Here is a 19,125-nt window from a genome sequence, read left to right on the forward strand (position 1 = left end):
CCCGCGCAAGGGGGCTTGCGGCAATGTGAGCGCGCCGCGGATGCGTGACGCGTCGTGCAGGCCATCCCCCCGCCGCCCGTGGCGGGCGAATCCCCGGGCGGGCCGCCGCGATCACGGGCGCCGCGTCGGGGCCGCAAGCCGGGGAAGACGCGGAACGGCGGGCAGGGGATCGCCGCGGGGCGGCTCTCAGCCCGCGATTCGCACCAGCGCGTGACGCTTCTTGCCGGCCGAAAGCTTGATCGGCTCGGCCAGCATCGCCGCGTCGATCACCAGCCCGGCATCGGACAGAAGCTCGTCGTTCAGCCGCGCGCCGCCCTCGGCGATCAGCCGCTTGGCCTCCTTGCCCGATTTCGCCAGCCCCGCCCGGGTGATGAGCTGCACCACCGGAATGCCGTCCGCGATCTCGGCCGCACTCAGCGCCAGCGTGGGCAGATCCTCGCCCAGCCCGCCCTTCTCGAACACCTCGCGCGCGGTCGCCTCGGCGGCCTCGGCCGCGTTGGCCCCGTGGCAGAGCGTCGTCACGGCATTCGCAAGCACGATCTTGGCCGCGTTGATCTCGGCCCCTTCCAGCGCGCCCAGCCGGTTGCACTCGTCCAGCGGCATTTCGGTGTAAAGCCGCAGGAAGCGGCCCACATCGGCATCGGCGGTGTTGCGCCAGAACTGCCAGAACTCGTAAGGGCTGCGCATCTCGGCATTCAGCCAGACCGCGCCGCCCGCGCTCTTGCCCATCTTGGCGCCATCGGCCGTGGTCAGCAGCGGCGAGGTCAGCCCGTAGACCTCGTGATCGAGGATGCGCCGCGTCAGGTCGATGCCGTTGACGATATTGCCCCACTGGTCCGACCCGCCCATCTGCAACCGGCAGCCATAGCGGCGGTTCAGTTCCAGGAAGTCATAGGCCTGAAGGATCATGTAGTTGAATTCGAGGAAGGACAGCGACTGCTCGCGATCCAGCCGCGATTTCACGGACTCGAAGGACAGCATCCGGTTGACCGAGAAATGCCGCCCGATATCGCGCAGGAAATCCAGGTAGTTCAGGCTGTCCAGCCATTCGGCATTGTTCAGCATCAGCGCGTCGGTCGGCCCCGCGCCATAGTCGAGATACTTGCCGAAGACCTGCTTCATCCCCGCGATATTGGCCTCGATCTGGTCGGGGCCCAGCAGCGGGCGTTCGTCCGAGCGGAACGAGGGATCGCCCACCTTGGTCGTGCCGCCCCCCATCAGCGTGATCGGCCTGTGGCCGGTCTTCTGCAACCAGCGCAGCATCATGATATTCAGCAGATGCCCCACATGCAGCGAGGCCGCCGTCGCGTCATAACCGATATAGGCGGTGACCACCCCCTGGCTCAGCGCCTCGTCGAGGCCCTGATAATCGGTGCAGTCGGCCAGGTAGCCGCGCTCGATCATCACGCGCAGGAAGTCCGATTTCGGGTGATAGGTCATCGCCTCTTGTCCCTGGGGGTGGTTTTGGCCAGTGATATATCGGGCAGGCCGCAGAAGGGAAAGGCCATGTTGAAAACCGCGCCTGTGCGCGCCCTGGGCACGATGTCGGGCACCTCGCTCGACGGGGTGGATGCCGCCGTGGTCCTGACCGATGGCGTGGCGATCATGGGTTTCGGCGAGACCGCCTATCGCCCCTACACGCCCGGGGAACGCGCCGTGCTGGCCGAAGCCCTGGGCCGCTGGCCGGATGATCCGGGTGTCGAGGAGGCCGTCGAACTTGTCGAGACCGCCCATGCCGAGGTGATGGCGCGGTTTTCGGATGTGGCGATCGCGGGCTTTCACGGCCAGACGCTGGCGCATGATCCGCGCGGGCGGGGGACGCATCAGGCGGGCTGTGGCCGCGTGCTGGCCGAGGTGCTGGGCCTGCCGGTGGTGTGGGATTTCCGGTCTGCCGATGTGCGGCTGGGCGGGCAGGGGGCGCCGCTGGCGCCGTTCTTCCACTTCGCCTGTGCGACATGGATCGGCGCGCGGGCGCCCTTGGCCTTTGTCAATCTGGGCGGCGTGGGCAACCTGACCTGGGTCGATCCCCGGCTTGACCGGCCCGAGGCGCCCGGCGCGCTGCTGGCCTTCGACACCGGCCCCGCGAATGCGCCCATCGACGACCTGATGCGGGCGCGGCTTGGCCAGGATTGCGACCGCGACGGGGCGCTGGCCGCCACGGGCCAGGTGGATCAGCGCGTGATCGCCGCCTTCCTTGCCCATCCGCATTTCCGGCGGATGCCGCCCAAATCGCTGGACCGGAACGATTTCGCCACGCTCGGCGCGCAGGTGGCCGGGCTGTCCGACGCCGATGCGGCCGCCACGCTGACCGCCGCGGCCGCCGCCGCGGTTGCCGCCGGGCTGGATCATTGCCCGACGCGGCCCGACCGGTTGCTGGTCACCGGCGGCGGGCGGTCGAACCCGGTGATGATGGAAATGCTTGCCGCGCGCAGCGGCCTGCCGGTCGATCCGGTCGAGGCGGTGGGGCTGGATGGCGACATGCTCGAGGCGCAGGCTTTCGCCTATCTCGCGGTGCGGGTGGCGCGCGGGTTGCCGACCACCTGTCCCGCGACCACGGGCGTTGCCGCGGCGGTGGGGGGCGGCATCGTCAGCCGCCCGCCGGGGGCGACCTGAGCCTCAGCCCGCCGCGCCCGGAATGTCGAAGCCGGGCGGCGCCATCTCGAACCCGTCAAAGCGGAAACCCGGGCTGACCGTGCAGCCGACCAGCGTCCAGCCGCCCAGCGGGCGCGCCGCCTGCCAGTGATGGGCGGGCACCAGGATCTGCGGCCGCTCGCCCGCCGCAAGGTCGATACCCAGCCGATGCGCCACCGCCGGGCCGTCGGCGCGTTCGGCGATGCGCAGTTCCAGCGGCGCGCCGGCGTGGAAATGCCAGATCTCGGCGGCATCCACCCGATGCCAGTGGCTGTGCTGTCCCTCGGCCAGCAGGTAATGGATCGCGGTGCCCACGGGCCGCGCGCCCTGCGCGGCCTCGGCGCGCCATGTCTCGCGATACCAGCCGCCTTCGGGATGGGGCTGCAATGCCAGAAGGGCGATGATCTGGTCGGCGGTCATCGGGTCGGGCCTCGGGTCCGGATCGGCGGGGCAAGGCATCGGTCTTGATGGAATGATGCGCAAAACGACATGGTTCTGTCAAAGAAAGTGACATTTTTGGTGCGATGATTGCTGCGTTGCAGAAAATTCTCGTGACCGTATTGCTGCGGCGCAGCATATTCTGCATGGCGTGCGCGCACAGGCGGACGGCTCGACCCCGGTGCAAGGCGGGCCGGAGCAAAGGGACAAAGAGATGGAACCGGATTTCAACGAGATCGACCAGAAGGACGCGACCGAGGCCGCACCCCCCCTCAGCGCCGAGGATATCGCCTCGCGCATCCTGGGCTTCACCCGCTTCTGCGCGGGGCAGGCGGGCGAACGGCTGGAACAGGCCGCCCTCAGCCGCGGCTGGATCGACGAACAGGGCCGTCCCACGGCCGACGGTTGCGCGCTGATCGCCGCGCTGACCAGCCGGGACTGCGCCTACGGCGTCTACCGCCTGCCGGTCTGAAGCGGCCCGCATCGCGATCCCTCGCACAACCGTGACTGGTGCGACACATCCGCGCATCTGCGGCGCCCGTAACCGTTGCAGCCAAGGAGATCGCAGATGTCGAACGAAGAGATTGCAGGCCACATCGTCACCTTCGCCGTGCAATGCGGCAATGCAAGCGACCCGGCCGCGGCCGCCCGGGCGCGCGGCTGGATCGACGACCACGACCGCCCGACCAGCGAGGGCCGCGCCCTGATCGACGCCCTCGGGCAGCAGTCCCGCTACGGGGCCTACCGCCTGATCGTCTGACCGGGCAAATCCTCGCCCGGGGGCGGCCTTATCTCAGGATCGACCGGCCCGCATAGACGGCCGTCTCGCCCAGCATTTCCTCGATCCGGATCAACTGGTTGTATTTCGCCAGCCGGTCCGAGCGCGACAGCGAGCCGGTCTTGATCTGCCCGCAATTCGTCGCCACCGCCAGATCGGCGATGGTCGCATCCTCGGTCTCGCCAGAGCGGTGCGACATCACGTTGGCATAGCGCGCCCGATGCGCCATATCGACGGCGGCCAGCGTTTCGGTCAGCGTGCCGATCTGGTTGACCTTCACCAGCATCGCGTTCGCGACGCCCGAAGCGATCCCCTCGGCCAGCCGCACCGGGTTGGTCACGAACAGATCGTCGCCCACCAGTTGCACCTTGCCCCCCAGCGCCTCGGTCAGGGCCTTCCAGCCCTCCCAGTCATCCTCTGCGCAGCCATCCTCGATCGAGATGATCGGGTAATCGGCACAAAGCCCGGCCAGGTAATCGACATTCTCGGCGGCCGTCAGCGACAGCCCCTCGCCCGTCATTTCATACTTGCCGTCCCGGAAATACTCGGTCGAGGCGCAGTCGAGCGCGAGAAAGATATCCTCGCCCGCCGTATAGCCCGCCTTCTCGATGCTTTTCAGGATGAAATCCAGCGCCTCGCGGGTGGAGTTCAGCGCGGGCGCAAAGCCGCCCTCGTCGCCGATCCCCGTGTTGTGGCCCGCCGCCGAGAGTTCCTTCTTCAGCGTGTGGAACACTTCGGATCCCATCCGCACCGCGTCGCGGATATTGCCCGCGGACACGGGCATGATCATGAATTCCTGGATGTCGATCGGGTTGTCGGCATGTTCGCCGCCATTGATGATGTTCATCATCGGCACCGGCAACACCCGCGCCGAGGTGCCGCCGACATAGCGATACAGCGGCTGGCCGGTGAAATCCGCCGCGGCCTTGGCCACCGCGAGGCTGACGCCCAGGATCGCGTTCGCGCCCAGACGGGCCTTGTTCCCGGTCCCGTCCAGATCGATCATCGCGCCGTCGATGGCGACCTGTTCGGTCGCGTCCATCCCCACCAGCTCCTCGGCGATCTCGCCATTGACGGCGGCCACCGCCTCCAGCACGCCCTTGCCGAGGTAACGGCCCTTGTCGCCGTCGCGCCGTTCCACCGCCTCATGCGCGCCGGTGGACGCGCCCGAGGGCACCGCCGCCCGGCCCATCGTGCCGTCTTCCAGGATCACGTCCACCTCGACGGTGGGATTGCCCCGGCTGTCGAGGATCTCGCGGCCGATGATGTCGATGATGGTGCTCATGGGCGGGCGTCCTTCCCTTGCTGCGACTGCAAACCTGCGCGCCTTCTAGCGCCGGGCGCGGGCCTTGGAAAGGGCGCGTTCCCGCCACAGCGTGTAAAGCCCCGAGGCGATGATGATCGCCGCCCCCCACAGCGTTGCCGCATCGGGCCGCTCGCCGAAGACCACGACCCCGATCCCCAGCGCAAAGACCAGCCGGGTGTAGCGGAAGGGGGTCACCACCGCGACCTCGCCCACCCGCATCGCCTCGACGATGGCGTAATAGCCCGCCACCCCCAGCACCAGCGCGCCCGCCATCAGCCCCGCGAGCGGCGCGTCCAGCGCGACCGGCCCCCGCTCCAGCGCCATCACCACCACCCCCAGCGGCACCAGCATCGCAAAGCCATAGGTCGAGAGTTGCAGCGAAGAGACCGTGCGCGGTGTCGCCCGCGTGGCCAGATCGCGCAGCGCCAGCCCGAACACGCCGAGCACCGCGAAGAGCGAGGCGGGCTGAAACCCCTCCATCCCCGGCCGGATGATCAGGAGCACGCCGCCAAGCCCCACCAGGATCGCGCTCCACCGCCGCCAGCCGACCTGCGCTCCCAGAAACAGCGCCGCCCCCAGCGTGACGACCAGCGGCGTCGCCTGAAGGATCGCCGAAGCCGTCGACAGCGGCGTCAGCGCGATCGCAAAGACAAAGCCCAGCGTGCCCAGAACCTCGCCCAGATTGCGCAGCAGCACCGGCCGGGTCAGCAGCGCGCGCGACCACAGCCGCTGCCCGCGCGCCAGCGCCATCGCGCCAAAGATCACCGCACCGCCCGCGCCCAGCATCGCAAGGATCTGGCCCACCGGCAGCGTGGCGGCGGCGCTTTTCACGAACATGTCTTCCAGCGCAAAGGCGACCATCGCGGCCACCATCAGCGCGATACCGCGCATGTTGTCCATCGGGGAAAATCCGGTCGGGGGTGTCCGCTCCGGCTTACCCCGCGCATGCGCCGCAGGGAAGGGGGCTCAGCCCTTGCGGATCGGCACGCCGTAAAGCTCCAGCCGGTGCCCCTTGAGCCGATAGCCCAGCTTTTCCGCGATGCGTTCCTGCAATGCCTCGATCTCGGGGTCGCAGAACTCGATCACCGCGCCGGTGTTCAGGTCGATCAGATGATCGTGATGATCGCGCTCGGCATCCTCGTAGCGCGCGCGCCCGTCGCCGAATTCCAGCCGCTCGATGATACCCGATTCCTCGAACAGCTTGACCGTTCGATAGACCGTCGCCAGCGAGATCCGCGGATCGACATCGCTGGCGCGGTGATAAAGCTCCTCGACATCGGGGTGATCGTCGCTGGCCTCCAGCACCCGCGCCACCACCCGGCGCTGATCGGTCATGCGCAGGCCCCTGTCCTCGGCGCGCGTTTCGATGGTGTCGGTCATGGCTCCTCACTCCCCATGATGGAGCGAGGTTCTAGGCGATCACGTCCGGGCCTGCCAGAAGGAAAACGCCACGCGCGTGGATCGCGCATTGCCCCGCCGCCCGCCCCGGCGCAGCGGCGCGGGGGGCGGGGGGCGGGCCAGTGCCGGCCGATCCCCCCGTCGCGGGCTCAGGTGCCGCAAAAGGTCCGGCGCACGATCTCATGCGCTTCGGGCGGGGCGCGAAACCCGGCGTTCCCGGGCTGGTCGTCAAAGGGCCGCGCCGTGATCCCGACCAGCCGTTCGAACGGCGCGAAATCGCCCGCGACAGCCGCCGCGATGACCTGTTCCACCCGATGATTGCGCGGGATAAAGGCCGGGTTCGCTGCGCGCATCCGTTCCGCAAGAACGGTCTGCGTCGCCGCCTCGTGCCCCAGTCGCGCGCGCCAGTCCATGGCCCAGGCCTCGAACCCGGCCCGATTCTTCAGCGCGGCCCCTGCCTGTCCCTCTGCAAACCCGCGGAAGGTATTGGTGAAATCCGCCCGCTCCGCCGCCATCAGGTCCAGCAGCCGATGGATCAGCTCGGCATCGCCGTCCTCGGGCGTCGCAAGCCCGATCTTCGGCCGGAAGACCGAAAGCCATTCCTCGCGGAACAGCGCCGGAAAGGCCCTGATCGCCTCGGTCGCCCGCGCAATCGCCCGCTCCTCGTCCGGGTCGATCAGCGGCAGCAGCGCCGAGGCCAGTTGCGCCAGGTTCCAGGCGGCGATATCGGCCTGCCGGGCGAAGGCATAGCGGCCATAGGCGTCGATCGAACTGAACACCGTGTCCGGGTGATAGCCATCCATGAAGGCGCAGGGGCCGAAATCGATGGTCTCGCCCGAGATCGCGGTATTGTCGGTGTTCATCACCCCATGGATGAACCCCACCCCCATCCACTGCGCCACCAGCCGGGCCTGCGCCGCGATCACCGCGCGCAACAGATCGAGCGGCCCGTCCGCCTGCGGATAGTGGCGGGTGATGGCGTGGTCTGCCAGCAGGCGCAGCGCCTCGGTATCGCGGCGGGCGGCGAAGAACTGAAAGGTGCCGACGCGGATATGGCTGGCGGCCACCCGGGTCAGCACGGCGCCGGGCAGGATCGCCTCGCGGATCACGTCCTCGCCCGTGGTCACGGCGGCCAGCGCGCGCGTGGTCGGAATGCCCAGCGCGTGCATCGCCTCGGACACGACATATTCGCGCAGCACCGGCCCCAGCCAGGCCCGCCCGTCGCCCATCCGCGAAAACGCGGTGCGCCCCGCGCCCTTGAGTTGCAGATCGAACCGCCGCCCGTCGGGGGCCACCACCTCGCCCAGAAGGATCGCCCGCCCGTCGCCCAGTTGCGGCACGAAGCCCCCGAACTGGTGCCCGGCATAGGCCTGCGCCAGCGGCTCCGCCCCCTCGGGCAGGCGGTTTCCGGCCAGCATCTCCAGGCCTTCGGCGGCCAGCGCCCCGGCATCCAGGCCCAGCTCGGCCGCCAGCGGCCCGTTCAGCATCACCAGCCGCGGCGCGCGCACCGGGACGGGGGCCTGCCGCACAAAAAACCGGTCGGGCAGCCGCGCATAGGAATTGTCGAAGGGGATCGTCAGGGCCATGCGCTGAACATAGCGCAAGGCCGGGATTTTCCACTTGTCTCGTTCAGCACGGCGGCATCCGTCACAACCGACCTAGGCGTTCCGTCAGCAGCGCAAAGAACCCGTCCGCGTCCAGATCGCCCATGAACATCGCGTTCGGCGCCCTGCCGGTCACGCCCCACCAGTCCGCCACCGTCATTCCGGCGGTAAAGCGCCCCTCGGTCTCGATCTCGACATTGACGTGACGGCCCGAGAACAGGTCGGGGCGCAGCAGAAAGGCCGTCACGCAGGGATCATGCAGCGGCGCGCCGTCCGAGCCGTATTTCGCCTTGTCGAAGCGCTCGAAGAAATCGGTCATCTCGGCCACCGCGACGCCCACCCGCGTTCCAAGCCCCCGGAACGCCGCGTTGCGCGCTTGCGTCACCAGCGCCTTGTGCGTCACGTCCAGCGGCATCACCGTCAGCGGCACGCCGGAACCGAACACGATTTCAGCGGCTTCGGGGTCGACATGGATGTTGAACTCGGCCGCGGGGGTGATGTTGCCGACCTCGAAATAGGCGCCGCCCATCAGCACGATCTGCGCGATCCGCGGCACGATCTCGGGCGCGGCCTGCATCGCGGTCGCGATATTCGTCAGCGGCCCCAGCGGGCAGAGCGTCACGCTTTCCGCCGGTTCGCGGCGCAGCGTCTGGATGATGAACTCGACCGCGTGGGCGTCCTGCAGGGGCATCAAGGGGTCGGGCAGCACCGGCCCGTCCAGCCCGGTCTTGCCATGGACATGCTCGGCCGTGACCAGCGCGCGCTTCAGCGGCCGGTCGCAGCCGGCAAAGACCGGCACATCCGGACGCCCCGCCAGTTCGCAGACGATGCGCGCATTCTTCTGGGTCAGCGCCAGCGGCACATTGCCCGCAACCGCCGTGATCCCCAGAACGTCCAGCTCGTCCGGGCTGGCCAGCGCCAGCAGGATCGCCACGGCGTCGTCCTGGCCGGGATCGGTGTCGATGATGATCTTGCGCTGCATGGGGGTCTCCGGGGCCATCCGGGGCGGAGACTGGCGCGGGCACGCAGGGAAGTAAAGCGCCCGCGCCGCGGCCGCGGCCCCACCCGACAGGGGGACCGCGGCGCATGACCGCAAGGGTCAGCCGTCGAAATCGACCTCTTCCATCAGGCGCAGCGCCGCGGGCCGAAGCCCGGCCAGATCCATCAGGTTCACCTCGTCGGGCGTGAACGCGCCCCAGCTTGCCACCAGGTCCGACGGCTGCGCGCCCGGCGCGACGGGGTATTCGTTGTTCACCTCGGCATAGATTTCCTGCGCCTGGGGCGAGGCGAGGAATTCCATGAATTTCAACGCCTCGTCCCGGTTCGGCGCCGCCCGGGTCATCGCCACGCCCGAGACGTTCACATGGGTGCCGCCATTCTCGAAGGCCGGGAACAGCACATTGACCGCATTCGCCCAGTCCTTCTGTTCCGGGTCGGCGACCATCTGGCCCATGTAATAGGTGTTGCCGAGGCTGATGTCGCATTGCCCGGCCCAGATCGACTTGACCTGCGCACGGTCATTGCCCTCGGGCTTGCGGGCAAGATTGGCCTTGACGCCTTCCAGCCAGGTCTTCGCGGCCTCTTCGCCGTGGTGGTGGATCACCGCCGACAACAGGGCGAGGTTGTAGTCATGCGTGCCCGACCGGGTGCAGATGCGCCCCTTCCATTTCGGATCGGCCAGATCCTCGTAGGTGGTCACCTCGGACGGATCGACACGGTCCTTGGACGCATAGACGATCCGCGCCCGGGTGGTCACGCCGAACCAGTGGTTGTCGGGGTCGCGAAAGGCGTCGGGGATGCCGGCGGCCAGCGCCTCGCTCTCGACGGGCTGCGTCACACCGGCGGCGACCGCCTCGGACAGCCGCGCGATATCGACGGTCAGGATGATGTCGGCCGGGCTGCGCGCGCCCTCGGCCTGAAGCCGTTCGACCAGACCCTTGTCCAGAAAGGCCACATTGGTCGCGATCCCGGTCTCGGCGGTAAAGGCGTCCAGCAGCGGCTGGATCAGTTCGGGCTGGCGGTAGGAATAGATGTTCACGTCGGCCTGGGCGGCCGGGGCCAGAATGGCGGCGGCCACGCTGGCCATCAGGGCGGTGCGGAAAGTCATGGTATCTCCTGTCCTTTGGCGGATCCTGTGCTCCCGTTAAATCCGACAAAAAATGTCAGGTCAATACATGATCGTTTCTGTCGGATAACGGGGCCGCCCGCCGCTCAGGACGCCCGCTCGGCCGTCTTCGCCGCCTCCCACAGCGCATCCATTTCGGCCAGATCCGAGTCCTCGGGCCGCTTGCCTCGTTCCCGAAGTGCGGCCTCCACCGCAGTGAATCGGCGTGTGAATTTCGCATTCGTCGCGCGCAGCGCCTCCTCGGGGTCGAGGTTCAGGTGACGGGCCAGATTGGCGATCGCGAACAGCATGTCGCCGAATTCCTCGAACACCTCGGCCTCGGTCATCGTGGCCCGCGCCTCGGCCAGTTCCTGCGCCTCCTCGACGATCTTGTCGACGACCTGGCCGATCTCGGGCCAGTCGAATCCGACCCGTGCCGCGCGCTTCTGCAACTTGACCGCGCGGGTCAGCGCGGGCAGGGCCAGCGCCACGTCGTCCAGCACCCCATGCGCGGCCTTCTTCGCGCGCTCGGCCGCCTTGATCGCCTCCCAGTCGCGGGTCTGCTGCTCCGCGCTCTTGTCGCGGCTCTCGTCGCCGAAGACATGGGGGTGGCGCGCCACCATCTTGTCGGCAATCGCATTCGCCACCGAGTCGAAGTCGAACAGCCCCGCCTCGGCCCCCATCTGGGTGTGATAGACCGTCTGCAACAGCAGATCGCCCAGCTCGCCCTCCAACTCGCCCCAGGCCTCGCGGGCGATGGCATCGGCGACCTCATAGGCTTCCTCGATCGTGTAGGGCGCGATACTGGCGAAATCCTGCTCGATATCCCAGGGGCAGCCGGTCTGGGGGTCGCGCAACCGGCGCATGATCTCGATCAGCCGGGGCATGCCGCCTTTCGGGTCATGCACAAGGGCGTCGGATTCTTCGGGGCTCATCGGCAATCTCCGGCTGGGGGCGTGCGAAGGGAGTTGGGCAAAAGCGCGCGCGGATGTAAAGGCAGGGCTGGCAAGCGGCGCGCAGGGCAGTATCGTGGCGCCCGAACGGAGGCGGCATGGCACTCGAAGACGCGAAACGGCAGGTGGACACCGCGATCACGCGGCAGGGGCACCGGGGGCTGTCCTATGAAAACGCCTTTGGCGGCGTGACCTCGTTCCTGCGGCGCACGCTGACCAAGGATCTGACGGGCGTCGATCTGGCGGTGACCGGCATCCCCTTCGACCAGGCGGTGACGAACCGGCCCGGCACGCGGCTGGGGCCGCGCGCGATCCGCGAGGCCAGCGCGCTTCAGGCCTGCGACGCGCCCTATGGCTGGGGCTTCAACCCGCTGGAGGCGTTCGATATCGTCGATTACGGCGATCTGGCCTTCGATTACGCGACCGTGGCCGAGTTTCCGGCGGTGCTTCAGGCCCATGTCGCTTGCATCCTCGACGCCGGTGCGGCCTGCATCGCGCTGGGCGGCGATCATTCGATCTCGCTGCCGATCCTGCGCGCCCATGCCGCCCGCCACGGCCCGCTGGCGCTGGTCCAGTTCGACGCCCATTCCGACACCTGGGAGGATGGCGGCCCGCAGCGGATCGACCATGGCACCATGTTCCGCAAGGCGGTGCGCGAGGGGCTGATCGACCCCGCGCGGTCGGTTCAGGTGGGCATCCGCACCGACAATCCCGACCCGATGGGGATCACGGTGATCGACGCGCCCTTCGTCCACGACAACGGCCCGGCCGCGACGGTCGCCCGCATCCGTCAGGTGGTGGGGGACGCGCCCGCCTATGTCAGCTTCGATATCGACGCGCTGGACCCGGCCTTCGCGCCCGGCACCGGCACGCCGGTCTGGGGCGGGCTGACCAGCGCGCAGGCCGCGGCGATGCTGCGCGGGCTCGCGGGCCTGAACATGGTCGGCGGCGATGTGGTCGAGGTCTCGCCGCCCTTCGACCCCTCGGGCATCACGGCGGTCGCAGGGGCGCATGTGGCGGTCGAACTGATCTGCCTCTGGGCCTGGAAGAAACGCGAAGAAAGGGGCACAGACCAATGAAAATCCTCATGTATATCGTTATCCTCCTGCTGCTGGCCTCGGCCGCAGGTGCCGTCTATTTCCGCAAGGTCGCCGATGATCCGGCCGTCTGGCATGTCGATCCGCTGACAGCCGAGAAACCCGGCACGCCCAACGCGATCCTCGTCCGACCCGAAACCGGCGACCGCACCGCCCCCGCCTATGCCGTCAGCCCCGAGGACCTGGCCCGCGCGATCGACGAGATGGCCCTTGCCGAGCCGAACACCAGCCGCATCGCGGGCAGCCCCGAGGAGCTGTGGATGACCTATGTCCAGCGCTCGCGGATCATGGGCTTTCCCGACTACATCTCGATCAAGGCCCTGCCCAAGGATGATGGCGCGACCTGGGCGGCGTTCTCCCGCTCCCGCTTCGGGCAGTCCGATCTGGGCGTGAACGCGGCGCGGCTGGCCCGCTGGCAAGAGCAGTTGCGCGCCCGGCTCGGGTCTTGACCGCGCCCCGGCTTCGGGCGACAGAGCGGCATGGTTCCCCGCGACAAACTCGACCAGATCACCCGCCGCTTCGAATTCCTCGAAGCCCGACTCGCAGAAGGTGCGGGGGGTGACTTCGCGCAGGTGGGCCGCGAATATGCCGAGCTGAAGCCGGTGGCCGAGCAGATCGCCGCCTATCGCCACCTGATCGACGAGATCGCGCAGGCCGAGGCGATGCTGTCCGACCCCGAGATGCGCGCGCTGGCCGAGGACGAATTGCCCACGCTGCGCGCCCGCCTGCCCGACATGGAACAGGCCCTGCGCCTCGCGCTGCTGCCGAAGGATGCCGCCGACGCCCGCCCCGCCATCGTCGAGATCCGCCCCGGAACGGGGGGCGAGGAAGCGGCGCTGTTCGCCGGTGACCTGCTGCGGATGTATCAGCGTTACGCCGAGGCGAAGGGCTGGAAATTCACCATCCTAGAAGAATCCCAGACCGAACTGGGCGGCATCCGCGAAGTCGTGGCCAATGTGCAGGGCGAGGGGGTCTTTGCCCGGCTGAAATACGAATCGGGCGTTCACCGCGTCCAGCGCGTGCCCGAGACGGAATCGGGCGGGCGGATCCATACCTCGGCCGCCACCGTCGCCGTCCTGCCCGAGGCCGAGGAGGTCGATATCGACATTCCCGCCACCGATATCCGCATCGACACGATGCGCGCCAGCGGGGCAGGGGGCCAGCATGTCAACACTACCGATTCCGCCGTGCGGATCACCCATATCCCCACCGGCATCGTGGTCACGTCCTCGGAAAAGTCCCAGCACCAGAACCGCGCCATCGCCATGGCGGTGCTGCGCGCGCGGCTTTACGACATGGAACGCCAGAAGGCCGCCGATGAACGCGCCGCGACGCGGAAATCGCAGGTCGGCTCGGGCGACCGGTCCGAACGCATCCGCACCTACAATTTCCCGCAGGGCCGGATGACCGACCACCGGATCAACCTGACGCTCTACCGGCTGGACCAGATCATGGCGGGCGATCTGGACGAGGTGATCGACGCGCTGATCGCCGACGACCAGGCCAGCCTGCTGGCCGAGATGGAGGGATGACCGCGCAGCAGGCGCTGGCCGCGGCCGTCCGGGCATTGACCGAGGTCGGCATTCCCGACGCGCCCCGCGACGCCCGCCGCCTGCTGGCGCACGCGCTGGGGATCGCGCCGGGACGGCTGACGCTGGTGCTGCCCGACCCGCTGCCGCCCGAGTCCGCCGCCCGGTTCGAGGCCGCGATCGCGCGCCGTGTCGCCCGCGAGCCCGTCTCGCATATCACCGGCACCCGCGCCTTCTATGGCCGCGATTTCCGGGTCTGCCCCGACGTGCTCGACCCCCGCCCCGAAACCGAAACGCTGATCGCCGCGGCGCTGGCCGCGCCCTTTGGCCGCGTGCTCGACCTTGGCACCGGCTCGGGCTGCATCCTGCTGACCCTGCTGGCCGAGCGCCCCGATTCCAAAGGTATCGGCGCAGACATTTCCGAACCCGCCCTCGCCGTCGCGCGCGACAATGCCCGGGCGCTGGGCATCGAACGCGCCGCGTTCCTGCAGGCCGACTGGTTCCGGGGCATTTCCGGGCGGTTCGACCTGATCGTGTCGAACCCGCCCTATATCGCGGCCTCGGAAATGCCCGGCCTCGCCCCCGAACTGGCCCATGAACCCCGCACTGCCCTGACCGACGAGGGCGACGGGCTTTCGGCCTATCGCGCCATTGCCCGCGGCGCCGTGGCGCATCTGGACCCGGGCGGGCGGCTGATCGTCGAGATCGGCCCGACCCAGGGCGCGGCGGTTTGTGCCCTGCTGCGCGCGGCGGGGCTTGAAATCGTCGCGATCCATGCCGATCTCGATGGTCGTGACCGTGCGGTCGAGGCCCGCGCCGCGGCACCGGGGGCGTGACGGAACGGACGTTGCGTGCCGCGCGCAGTCCTCGCCAAAACGCCGCATTTTGTGTAGATTTCCCTTGTCAGCGCGCGTGTGGCGTGCTTACTCAGGCCGCGCAGGCACGGGACGCGGGAGCGAGCCGTTCGGCGCTCCCGCACTGCACAAGCCAGACACAGGTCGGCAGACAGGACACGGACGAGGCCAAGGCGCCCGCGCGGCGCTGCACCCGCCCGATCACGCCAATACAAGGCTGGAAACCAGAAATCGCATGAGACCATCCAAGTCACGTTCGCGCTCCAAGTCGAACCGTCAGCGCTCGATGGGCAATATCGTCAACCGGGTCTTCGACAGTTCCGGGCCCGAGGGCAAGGTCCGCGGCACACCGCAGCAGATCATCGAGAAATACAACCAGCTTGCCCGCGATGCGCAGCTCTCGAATGACCGCGTGGCGGCCGAGAACTTCCAGCAGCATGCCGAGTATTACACAAGGCTTCTGGGCGAGGCGATGCGCGAGCAGGACGCCCGCCGCGAGCAGCACGAGGCCCAGCAGGGCCGCGAGCGTGGCCGCGACGATCGCGCCGACGACCGCCCCGAGGGCGAGCAGCAGCCCCGCCGCGACGGCACGGCCGACGAGACGGGCCAGCGCATGGCCGAGGTGATCGACCTCGACGACACCGATGGCGAAAGCACCCTTGTCGAGACCCCCGAGGAACGCCCCGCCGACGCCTTCGGGGCGACCGAGGAACGTCCGGCAGAGAAACCGCGCCGCGCCCGCCGTCCCCGGGCACCCAAGCCCCGCGAGGAAGGCGACAGCCCGGACCAGGCGCAGGCGCCCGCGGCCGAATAGGCCGCTAGCCCGCCAGCGCCCGGGCCAGCGCGCAGAACCCCTCGATCGGAACCTGTTCGGCCCGCTCGGTGGGCGCGATGCCGACCGCGCGCAGCCGGTCCTCGATATCGGGCGCCAGCCCCTTCAGGCTGGCCCGCAGCATCTTGCGCCGCTGGTTGAAGGCGGCCGCCACCACCCGCTCCAGCACGGCCGGATCGGCCGGAAAGCGCGGCGCGGGCAGGGCGGTCAGATGCACCACCGCCGAGTCCACCTTGGGCGCGGGCGTGAACGCCTCGGGCGGCAGGCGCATGACGATCCGCGCCTCGCAACGCCACTGCGCCAGGATCGCAAGCCGCCCATAGGCCTTGCCCCCCGGCTGCGCGGTGATCCGCTCGGCCACCTCGCGCTGGAACATCAGCGTCAGGCTCTGCCAGAAGGGTGGCCAGTCGGGCGGGGTCAGCCAGCGCACCAGCAATTCGGTGCCCACGTTATAGGGCAGGTTGGCCACCACCTTGACCGGCGGGCGCAGATGCGCCAGCGGGTCGATCTCCAGCGCATCGGCATTCAGCACCGTCAGCCGCCCCGGCCAGGCCGCCGCGATCTCGGCCAGCGCGGGCAGGCAGCGCGCGTCCTTCTCGACCGCCAGCACATGCCGCGCCCCCTCGGCCAGCAGCCCCCGCGTCAGCCCGCCGGGTCCGGGGCCGATCTCCAGCACATCCGCGCCCGACAGATCGCCCGCCGCCCGCGCGATCTTGGCGGTCAGGTTCAGATCCAGCAGGAAATTCTGTCCCAGTGCCTTCTTCGCCGACAGCCCATGCGCCGCGATCACCGCGCGCAGGGGCGGCAGCCCGTCAATGGCGCTCATCGCGTCCCCCTCAGGCCATCAGCCATTCCGCCAGCCGCAGCGCCGCGCCCCAGGCGAAGGGCACCCCCGCCACGCCGATGCCCGCGGCGATCGCCGCGCCCCGGCCCGACAGCCGCCGCTCCTCGACCAGCCCGGCCAGCACCCAGATCGCGACCGGCCCCAGCAGAACGGCGCCCGTCACCGCCCCGGGCATCACGCCCAGCGTGGCCACCGACATCAGCACATGCCCCGCCGCGCTCATCAGCAGGGCCCCGGCCAGGATCGCCAGCGCCCAGCCATGCGCGCCCGCAAAGCGCGGCTTGCCCAGGATCACGACGCCCGCCGCCACCAACGTCATCAGGATCGCCGCCACCGCATATTGCGCCGGTCCCGGCCAGGCGAAATCCGGCCGCTGCGCCATCAGCCAGCCCGGCAGATACAGCGCCGTCTCCGCGTTCTGAAGCAGGACCGCCACGAACAGCATCGTGGCCCGCAGCGAAAGTTCCACGCGTTTCACGGCAAGTCCGGCCCATCCCATGCGCTTCACTGCGGAAATACCGCCCCCTAGCGGCCGATACAATCACCGCGAGCATGCGGCACGCGCCCGCGCCATCCGGCTGGCCATCTCCAGTGCCGCGATCAGGCTGGAGGGATCGGCCCGGCCCTGGCCCGCGATGTCGAAGGCCGTGCCGTGATCGGGCGAGGTGCGGATGAAGGGCAGGCCCAGCGTGACATTCACCCCGCCCGCGAAATCCAGCGTCTTGATCGGGATCAGCGCCTGGTCGTGATACATGCAGATGGCCGTGTCGTAACGCCGCCGCGCGGCCTCGTGGAACATCGTGTCGGCGGGCAGGGGGCCGGTCAGCGCGATCCCTTCGGCGCGCAGCCGGTCCAGCACCGGGGCGATCAGGTCGATCTCGGCGCGGCCCATCGTGCCGCCTTCGCCCGCATGCGGGTTCAGCCCCGCGACCGCGAGCCGCGGCGCCTCGATCCCGAAATCGCGGATCAGCGCGGCATGGGTGATGCGGATCGTGTCCTCCAGCAGACGCGCCTCCAGCGCCGCGGGCACCTCCGACAGCGGGATGTGGATCGTCACCGGCACGACGCGCAGGGCCGCGCAGGCCAGCATCATCACCACCCGCTTCACGCCCGCCAGATGGGCCAGGTATTCGGTATGGCCGGGATGGGCAAAGCCCGCCCCCTCCTTCAGCGCCTGCTTGCTGATCGGCGCGGTGCAGATCGCGGCGGCATGGCCCGCCTGCACCAGCGAAACGCCCCGCGCGATGGCCTCGATAACGCAGGCCGCATTCTCGGGCGCGGGGCGGCCGGGCATGGCCGGGGCGGGGAAGGGCAGGCGCAGCACCGGCAGCGCGCGGGCCGAGACATGCAGCGCCTCCTCGGGGGCGTGGATCTCGGCATGCGGCGTTCCGTCCGGCAGATGCGCGGGATCGCCGATCCAGAAGAAGGGCAGCCTCGCCCCCAGCGCGCGCCACGCCTTGGCGGCGATCTCGGGGCCGATGCCCGCGGGCTCGCCGCAACTCAGCGCGATCGGCAGGTCGGTCATGGCTCGCGGATGATCGCGTCGGCCTTCAACTCGGCAAGGTAGCTTTCGGCGTAACCGCCCAGCCGCTGGTTGACCAGTTGCCGGCGCACGGCCTGGCGGTCGATCTCGCCCTCGCCCAGGTCGGGCGTGCGCGCGCACAGCATCAGCACCACCGCCATCTGCGGCGTCGAGAGGCCATAGGACACCTCGCCCTCGTCGAGCCGCGCCAGTTCCATCGCGACATTCTGCGGCACCTGCGCCACCGGCAGCACCTCGCGTTGCAGGCGGTCCTCGGGCAGTCCCCTGGCGACACCGAAAAGATCGTCGCAGGTATCGACCTGCGCGCGCACCCGCATCGCATCGGCCAGCGTGCCGCCGGGGATCAGGAAACGCGCATATTCCACCGACACCGCCTCGGGCGTGGCCGCGCCCCCCTCGCGCAGCGCGCGCAACTGGAACAGCGCGATCGCGTTATCCAGTTCGATCGGTTCCGACACCTGGCCCGGCCGCAGCGTCAGGACCTGACCGGCCAGCGCGGGCGGCAGGTTGCCCAGCGGCAGCCAGCCCATCCGCCCGCCTTCCCCGCGCGAGCGCGACACCGAATATTGCCGCGCGGCGGCGGCGAAATCGGCCTCGTTGCGGATCGAGGCGCGCAACTCGCGCACCAGCCGCTCGGCCTCGGCGCGGAATTCCGGCGTGTCGGCGCGCAGCACGATCTCCGACAGCAGCACCTGCGCGCCGGCCGCCGCCGCCCGCGGCGAGGTGATCGCCAGCGCCCGGTCGATCTCGGCCTCGGTGACCTGCGCGCGCGGTCCGAAACGGGTGCGCACCACCTCGCGCCAGGCGATCCCGGACTCGACGAAATCGCGGAAGGTCTCGGCCTCGACCCCGCCCTGCGCGATGGCGGCGATGAACTGCTCGGCGTCCAGGTTGGCGCGCGAAGCGAATTCCTCCATGCCCGCCTGAAGCTGCTCGGGGCTGACGCTCACGCCCAGCCTCTTGGCCTCGGCCATGCGCAGTCGGTCGTCGATCAACCCGTCCATGGAGACCTTCTCGATCTGCGGCGGGTTGCCCAGGAGCCGCAGGAAGCGGATGCGCTGCTCGACCTCGAAATTGGTGATCGCCCGGTCATTGACGATCATCCGGGGCGCGAAGGACCCGCCCTGCTGCGCGGAGGCGATCCCGGCGCCCATCAGCGCCAGCGCGGCCGCAACCGCCAGGCCCATCCGTCGGATCATTCCGTCCCTCCGTCT

The 19,125-nt window shown here is 69.4% G+C and carries 21 protein-coding genes; 8 read left to right on the forward strand and 13 right to left on the reverse strand.

Going from position 1 to position 19,125, the window contains the following annotated elements:
• Positions 1–186: 186 nt before the first annotated feature.
• Positions 187–1,440 (reverse strand): tyrosine--tRNA ligase, encoded by a 1,254-nt coding sequence (tyrS, locus tag NHN26_RS09140; RefSeq protein ID WP_253089176.1) that lies wholly within the window; start codon positions 1,438–1,440, stop codon positions 187–189.
• 66 nt (positions 1,441–1,506) lie between these two features.
• Here tyrS and NHN26_RS09145 point away from each other — a divergent pair, with 66 nt between their 5' ends.
• Entirely contained in the window at positions 1,507–2,613 is a 1,107-nt protein-coding gene (locus NHN26_RS09145) for an anhydro-N-acetylmuramic acid kinase (protein ID WP_253089177.1), read from the forward strand.
• A 3-nt stretch (positions 2,614–2,616) separates the two neighbouring features.
• Here the strand turns inward: NHN26_RS09145 and NHN26_RS09150 are convergent, their stop codons facing one another.
• Positions 2,617–3,051 (reverse strand): cupin domain-containing protein, encoded by a 435-nt coding sequence (locus NHN26_RS09150; RefSeq protein ID WP_253089178.1) that lies wholly within the window; start codon positions 3,049–3,051, stop codon positions 2,617–2,619.
• Between the two features lie 232 nt (positions 3,052–3,283).
• Here NHN26_RS09150 and NHN26_RS09155 point away from each other — a divergent pair, with 232 nt between their 5' ends.
• Positions 3,284–3,541, forward strand: coding sequence for a hypothetical protein (locus NHN26_RS09155; RefSeq protein ID WP_132694404.1), 258 nt, complete (start codon positions 3,284–3,286; stop codon positions 3,539–3,541).
• A 96-nt stretch (positions 3,542–3,637) separates the two neighbouring features.
• Complete coding sequence (locus tag NHN26_RS09160; protein WP_253089179.1) at positions 3,638–3,829, forward strand: hypothetical protein; 192 nt, start codon at positions 3,638–3,640, stop codon at positions 3,827–3,829.
• Between the two features lie 28 nt (positions 3,830–3,857).
• Here the strand turns inward: NHN26_RS09160 and eno are convergent, their stop codons facing one another.
• The 7 genes from eno to mazG form a co-directional block, all read right to left on the reverse strand.
• Positions 3,858–5,132 (reverse strand): phosphopyruvate hydratase, encoded by a 1,275-nt coding sequence (gene eno, locus NHN26_RS09165; protein ID WP_253089180.1) that lies wholly within the window; start codon positions 5,130–5,132, stop codon positions 3,858–3,860.
• Positions 5,133–5,177: 45 nt separating this feature from the next.
• On the reverse strand, positions 5,178–6,053 hold the full coding sequence (locus tag NHN26_RS09170; protein WP_253089181.1) for a DMT family transporter: 876 nt from the start codon (positions 6,051–6,053) through the stop codon (positions 5,178–5,180).
• A 66-nt stretch (positions 6,054–6,119) separates the two neighbouring features.
• On the reverse strand, positions 6,120–6,533 hold the full coding sequence (locus NHN26_RS09175; RefSeq protein ID WP_253089182.1) for a Fur family transcriptional regulator: 414 nt from the start codon (positions 6,531–6,533) through the stop codon (positions 6,120–6,122).
• Positions 6,534–6,700: 167 nt separating this feature from the next.
• Entirely contained in the window at positions 6,701–8,137 is a 1,437-nt protein-coding gene (locus NHN26_RS09180) for a protein adenylyltransferase SelO (protein WP_253089183.1), read from the reverse strand.
• Positions 8,138–8,198: 61 nt separating this feature from the next.
• Positions 8,199–9,137, reverse strand: coding sequence for a nucleoside hydrolase (locus NHN26_RS09185; protein ID WP_253089184.1), 939 nt, complete (start codon positions 9,135–9,137; stop codon positions 8,199–8,201).
• Between the two features lie 117 nt (positions 9,138–9,254).
• Positions 9,255–10,241 (reverse strand): Fe(3+) ABC transporter substrate-binding protein, encoded by a 987-nt coding sequence (locus tag NHN26_RS09190; RefSeq protein ID WP_253089229.1) that lies wholly within the window; start codon positions 10,239–10,241, stop codon positions 9,255–9,257.
• Positions 10,242–10,366: 125 nt separating this feature from the next.
• Positions 10,367–11,194 carry a nucleoside triphosphate pyrophosphohydrolase gene (gene mazG, locus NHN26_RS09195; protein ID WP_253089185.1) on the reverse strand — a complete coding sequence of 276 codons (828 nt, stop codon included), beginning with the start codon at positions 11,192–11,194 and terminating at the stop codon, positions 10,367–10,369.
• A 116-nt stretch (positions 11,195–11,310) separates the two neighbouring features.
• Between mazG and speB the strand changes: the two genes are divergently transcribed.
• From speB to NHN26_RS09220, 5 genes are all read left to right on the forward strand, one after another.
• Entirely contained in the window at positions 11,311–12,291 is a 981-nt protein-coding gene (speB, locus tag NHN26_RS09200) for an agmatinase (protein ID WP_253089186.1), read from the forward strand.
• An 8-nt stretch (positions 12,292–12,299) separates the two neighbouring features.
• Positions 12,300–12,758 carry a DUF1499 domain-containing protein gene (locus NHN26_RS09205; protein ID WP_253089187.1) on the forward strand — a complete coding sequence of 153 codons (459 nt, stop codon included), beginning with the start codon at positions 12,300–12,302 and terminating at the stop codon, positions 12,756–12,758.
• 30 nt (positions 12,759–12,788) lie between these two features.
• On the forward strand, positions 12,789–13,841 hold the full coding sequence (gene prfA, locus NHN26_RS09210) for a peptide chain release factor 1 (RefSeq protein WP_253089188.1): 1,053 nt from the start codon (positions 12,789–12,791) through the stop codon (positions 13,839–13,841).
• Positions 13,838–14,674 carry a peptide chain release factor N(5)-glutamine methyltransferase gene (prmC, locus tag NHN26_RS09215; RefSeq protein WP_253089189.1) on the forward strand — a complete coding sequence of 279 codons (837 nt, stop codon included), beginning with the start codon at positions 13,838–13,840 and terminating at the stop codon, positions 14,672–14,674. Before prfA ends, prmC begins: the two co-directional genes overlap by 4 nt.
• Before the next feature lie 253 nt (positions 14,675–14,927).
• The gene (locus tag NHN26_RS09220) at positions 14,928–15,506 is read left to right on the forward strand and encodes a DUF4167 domain-containing protein (protein ID WP_253089190.1); all 579 of its coding nucleotides are present in this window, start codon (positions 14,928–14,930) and stop codon (positions 15,504–15,506) included.
• 4 nt (positions 15,507–15,510) lie between these two features.
• Here NHN26_RS09220 and rsmA read toward each other — a convergent pair whose 3' ends face one another.
• The 4 genes from rsmA to NHN26_RS09240 all read right to left on the reverse strand — a co-directional run bounded on the left by rsmA (position 15,511) and on the right by NHN26_RS09240 (position 19,110).
• Positions 15,511–16,350 carry a 16S rRNA (adenine(1518)-N(6)/adenine(1519)-N(6))-dimethyltransferase RsmA gene (gene rsmA / locus NHN26_RS09225; RefSeq protein ID WP_253089191.1) on the reverse strand — a complete coding sequence of 280 codons (840 nt, stop codon included), beginning with the start codon at positions 16,348–16,350 and terminating at the stop codon, positions 15,511–15,513.
• 10 nt (positions 16,351–16,360) lie between these two features.
• Positions 16,361–16,846, reverse strand: a complete 486-nt coding sequence (locus tag NHN26_RS09230) for an HXXEE domain-containing protein (RefSeq protein ID WP_253089192.1) — start codon at positions 16,844–16,846, stop codon at positions 16,361–16,363.
• A 63-nt stretch (positions 16,847–16,909) separates the two neighbouring features.
• Complete coding sequence (gene pdxA, locus NHN26_RS09235; RefSeq protein ID WP_253089193.1) at positions 16,910–17,893, reverse strand: 4-hydroxythreonine-4-phosphate dehydrogenase PdxA; 984 nt, start codon at positions 17,891–17,893, stop codon at positions 16,910–16,912.
• Positions 17,890–19,110, reverse strand: a complete 1,221-nt coding sequence (locus NHN26_RS09240) for a peptidylprolyl isomerase (RefSeq protein ID WP_253089194.1) — start codon at positions 19,108–19,110, stop codon at positions 17,890–17,892. Before NHN26_RS09240 ends, pdxA begins: the two co-directional genes overlap by 4 nt.
• Between the last annotated feature and the right edge of the window lie 15 nt (positions 19,111–19,125).

The organism is Rhodovulum tesquicola (assembly GCF_024128855.1).
GTDB classification, from domain to species: Bacteria; Pseudomonadota; Alphaproteobacteria; order Rhodobacterales; family Rhodobacteraceae; genus Rhodovulum; species Rhodovulum tesquicola.